Here is a 3,707-nt window from a genome sequence, read left to right as displayed (position 1 = left end):
GCTGTGGGAAGTCTTCGTGCGCAGCAAGCAGGGACTCGAGCACAAGCACTGCGGCAGCCTGCACGCCGCCGATGCACAGCAGGCGCTGCACATGGCGCGCGACGTGTACACGCGGCGCCAGGAGGGCGTGTCGATCTGGGTGGTCCCGTCGGTGGCCATCACCGCGAGCGCGCCGGACGAAAAGCCCGAGCTGTTCGACCCGATGGCCGACAAGATCTACCGGCACCCGACGTTCTACCAGCTGCCCGATGAAGTCAACCATATGTAAGGGCCCGGCACCATGACCAGCATGCCGACACTTGCGCCGCCCGCCGCGCCGGCCACCGCCGCCCTGCCCGCCACGCTCCAGTACATCCTGCGCCTGGCCGACAATGCCCTGATCCTCGGCCAGCGCAACGCCGAGTGGTGCGGCCACGGTCCCGCGCTGGAAGAAGACATCGCGCTCGCCAATATCAGCCTGGACCTGATCGGCCAGGCGCGCCTGCTCTACGCGCACGCCGGCGTGCTCGAGGGCCGGCTGGCCGGGCAGGCCGGCCCGGCGCGCCTGGAAGACGACTACGCCTACTGGCGCCCCGAGCGCGATTTCCGCAACTGGACGCTGACGGAGCTGCCGCACACCGGCCCGCTGGCCGGCACTGCCGCGGCAGAGCGCGACTACGCGGTCACCATCGTGCGCAACTTCCTCTACAGCGCGCTGATGGTGGAGCTGTGGACGCGCCTGCAGGCAAGCAGTGATGCCGAGCTCGCGGCCATCGCGGCCAAGTCGGTCAAGGAGGCACGCTACCACCTGCACCATGCCGCCGGCTGGGTCGTGCGCCTGGGCGACGGTACCGGCTTTTCCCATGCGCGCGCGCAGCAGGCGCTGGATCACCTGCTGCCCTATATGAACGAGTGCTTCGCCACCGATGCGGTGGAGCATGAAGCCGCGGCTGCGGGCGTGGGCGTGCCGGCGGCGGATTGCCGCGCCGCCTGGCAGGCCACGGTGGACGAGACCGTGGCGGCGGCGACGCTCGCCCTGCCTGCTGCCGGCGGCTTCGTCCCGACCGGCAAGCAAGGCGTGCACTCGGAACACATGAGCCGCCTGCTGAGCGAACTGCAAAGCCTGGCACGCGCCCACCCTGGCGCGCAGTGGTGAGCACCATGGCCACCGGCACCGGCACCGCCGCGCAAGCGCGCGCCACGCTCGCATGGAATGCGCTGGAAGGCGTGCCCGATCCGGAAATCCCGGTGGTCTCGATCCGCGACCTCGGCATCCTGCGCGATGTGGTGGTCGCCGGCGACGGCAGTATCGAAGTGGTCATCACGCCGACCTACTCCGGCTGCCCCGCCATGTCGCAGATCGCCGAGGATATCGGCCACGCCCTCGATGCCGCGGGCCTGGGCCCCTGGCGCATCCGCACGGTGCTGTCGCCGGCCTGGACCACCGACTGGATCAGCGCCGGGGGCCGCGACAAGCTGCGCGCCTACGGCATCGCGCCGCCGACGCGCTGCCACGATGCGCAGGGCACGCACGCCACGCCGCAGCCGCTGCGCTTCGTGCCGCGCGCGGCGGCGCCGGCCGCCTGGCAGGACCGGGTACCCTGCCCGCGTTGCGGCAGCCTGCATACCGAGCAGCTGGCGCGCTTCGCCTCGACCGCCTGCAAGGCGCTGCACCGCTGCCTGGACTGCCGCGAACCCTTCGACTATTTCAAACCCTATTGATGCGCTGGCGTCGCCGGCCCACGCTGCCATGACCCCTCAGTTCCACCCGCTGCGCGTGGCGCAGGTCCGCACCGAAACCGCCGACACCATCTCCATCGCCTTCGACGTGCCCGCGGCGCTGCGCGACGCCTACCGCTTCACGCAGGGCCAGTTCCTCACGCTGCGCGCGCCGGTGGACGGCAATGACCTGCGCCGCTCGTACTCGATCTGCTGCGGCGTGCAGGACTACGCCGAGCGCGGCGAATTGCGCGTGGCGGTCAAGCGCGTGGAGCATGGCGTGTTCTCGCAGCATCTGCACGACGGCCTCGCACCCGGCCACGTGCTCGACGTGATGACGCCCGACGGCCGCTTCCATGTGCCGCTGGAAAGCGATGCTAGCCGCCACTACGTCGCCTTTGCCGCCGGCAGCGGCATCACGCCGGTGCTGTCGCTGATCCGCACCACGCTGGCCACCGAGGCGAACAGCCGGTTCACGCTGGTGTACGGCAACCGCAGCGTCGACAGCATCATCTTTTCCGAAGCGCTCGAGGACCTGAAGAACCAGTACCTGGCGCGCTTCACGCTCCATCACGTGCTGTCGCGCCAGCCGCAGGAAGTGGACCTGCTGCACGGGCGCCTGGACCGCGCCCGCGTGGGCGCATTCCTCGAATCCCTGCTGCCTGTCGGCGACATCGACGCCGCCTTCGTGTGCGGGCCGGCCTCGATGATCGACGAGGTCGAGGCCGCGCTCAAGGCGGCCGGCCTCGACCCCCACCGCATCCATGCCGAGCGTTTCGGCGTGCCAGTGGCGCAGGCGCCGCGCCCGGCTGCGCGCGCGGACCAAGCCAGCCATGCCGGCACGGCGGAACTGGTGGTGGTGCTCGACGGCAAGCAGCACGCCATGCGCCTGCCGATGGCCAATGCCAATGTGCTTGACACCGCGCTGGCGGCCGGGCTGGACCTGCCCTACGCGTGCAAGGGCGGCGTCTGCTGTACCTGCCGCGCCAAAGTGCTCGAGGGGCAGGTCGAGATGGCGAAAAACTACACGCTCGAACCGTGGGAGATGGAAAAGGGCTTCGTGCTGACCTGCCAGGCCCGCGCCGTCACCGGGCGCGTGGTGGTGAGCTACGACGAACGCTGAGCAGCGCCGGGCTCCGGCGGCGCGCCGCAAGCGGCGCAACCGCGTGATTAAAATGGAAGCAGCCGCGCCACGCATCCATATACAATCACGCCCATGCAATACATCCATGTCGTCAACGGTGACGTAGCGGGCAACACGCTACGGCAAGCCCTCGCCCAGGCCGCCCGGCCCGACCCGGTCGTCGTGCTGCGCGACGACCTTGCCGTCGGCCCGATCGCCGACGTCGACAGCAGCGGCCTCGTCCGCTCCGGCTTCTGGCAGCGCGTGGCGCCGCGCAGCGACATCGACTTCGCCGCCGAGATGCAGCACGCGCTCACCCAGCTGCACGGCCTGCGCAAGGAAGAACTGGAGATCGCGCTCTGGCATGGCCAGAGCGCGTCCGACCAGCTGATGCTGCGCCGGGTGGTGTTCCATCTCTACCAGTCCCCCCAGCGCATCAACGAAGTCGCGATGGACCTGCGCGAACTGGAAATCCCCGCGCGCGGCAACCTGGCCGCCATCGGCATGTATCCCGCGGCGCGCCTTGCGCGGCGCTTTTCCACGATCGCCCCGGTTTCGGTGCTGCGCCTCGGCCGGCTTGGCTACGAGTGGCAGCAGAACGTCAAGGAGAACGCCGACGTGCGCCTGTGGAAGGGCAACACGCTGGTGCCCGCCGCGTACCACACGGTGGATGAGGTGATCCTGGAGCGCGCGCCGCTGGAATGGGCGCCGGCCGCGCAAGTGGTGGGCGCCGTGATGGGGGCCATCGAAGGGCTGCTGGCCAGCGACTGGTTCGTGTTCTGGCGCTGCCGGGAGCTGATCGGCGCCGGCCAGCTGGTGCTGCGCGGCAATGCCGAATCACTGCAGACCTGCGAGCTGCGCATCACTGCAGACCTGCGAGCTGCGC

General features: G+C 70.0%; 5 protein-coding genes. All 5 read left to right on the top strand.

Annotated features, from left to right (window positions below):
* Position 1 precedes the first annotated feature (1 nt).
* Positions 2-268 carry a 1,2-phenylacetyl-CoA epoxidase subunit PaaB gene (gene paaB / locus AC1DO7_RS40255; protein WP_477117489.1) on the top strand — a complete coding sequence of 89 codons (267 nt, stop codon included), beginning with the start codon at positions 2-4 and terminating at the stop codon, positions 266-268.
* 12 nt (positions 269-280) lie between these two features.
* Positions 281-1,135 carry a 1,2-phenylacetyl-CoA epoxidase subunit PaaC gene (gene paaC / locus AC1DO7_RS40250; RefSeq protein WP_441613033.1) on the top strand — a complete coding sequence of 285 codons (855 nt, stop codon included), beginning with the start codon at positions 281-283 and terminating at the stop codon, positions 1,133-1,135.
* Between the two features lie 5 nt (positions 1,136-1,140).
* Entirely contained in the window at positions 1,141-1,701 is a 561-nt protein-coding gene (gene paaD / locus AC1DO7_RS40245) for a 1,2-phenylacetyl-CoA epoxidase subunit PaaD (RefSeq protein ID WP_441613032.1), read from the top strand.
* Positions 1,702-1,729: 28 nt separating this feature from the next.
* A complete protein-coding gene (gene paaE, locus AC1DO7_RS40240; RefSeq protein ID WP_441613031.1) occupies positions 1,730-2,821 on the top strand; it encodes a 1,2-phenylacetyl-CoA epoxidase subunit PaaE in 1,092 nt (363 codons plus the stop codon).
* A gap of 93 nt (positions 2,822-2,914) precedes the next feature.
* A partial coding sequence (locus tag AC1DO7_RS40235; RefSeq protein WP_477117488.1) for a DUF1835 domain-containing protein occupies positions 2,915-3,707 on the top strand: 793 nt, incomplete at its 3' end.

This window comes from Cupriavidus sp. 05N40 (assembly GCF_056397305.1).
This window is presented reverse-complemented; position numbering and strand designations above follow the sequence as displayed.

Coding starts and splice junctions, on each gene's coding strand:
- paaD (WP_441613032.1), top strand. CDS start 1,141: ATGGCCACCGGCACCGGCACCGCCGCGCAAGCGCGCGCCACGCTCGCA.
- paaC (WP_441613033.1), top strand. CDS start 281: ATGACCAGCATGCCGACACTTGCGCCGCCCGCCGCGCCGGCCACCGCC.
- paaE (WP_441613031.1), top strand. CDS start 1,730: ATGACCCCTCAGTTCCACCCGCTGCGCGTGGCGCAGGTCCGCACCGAA.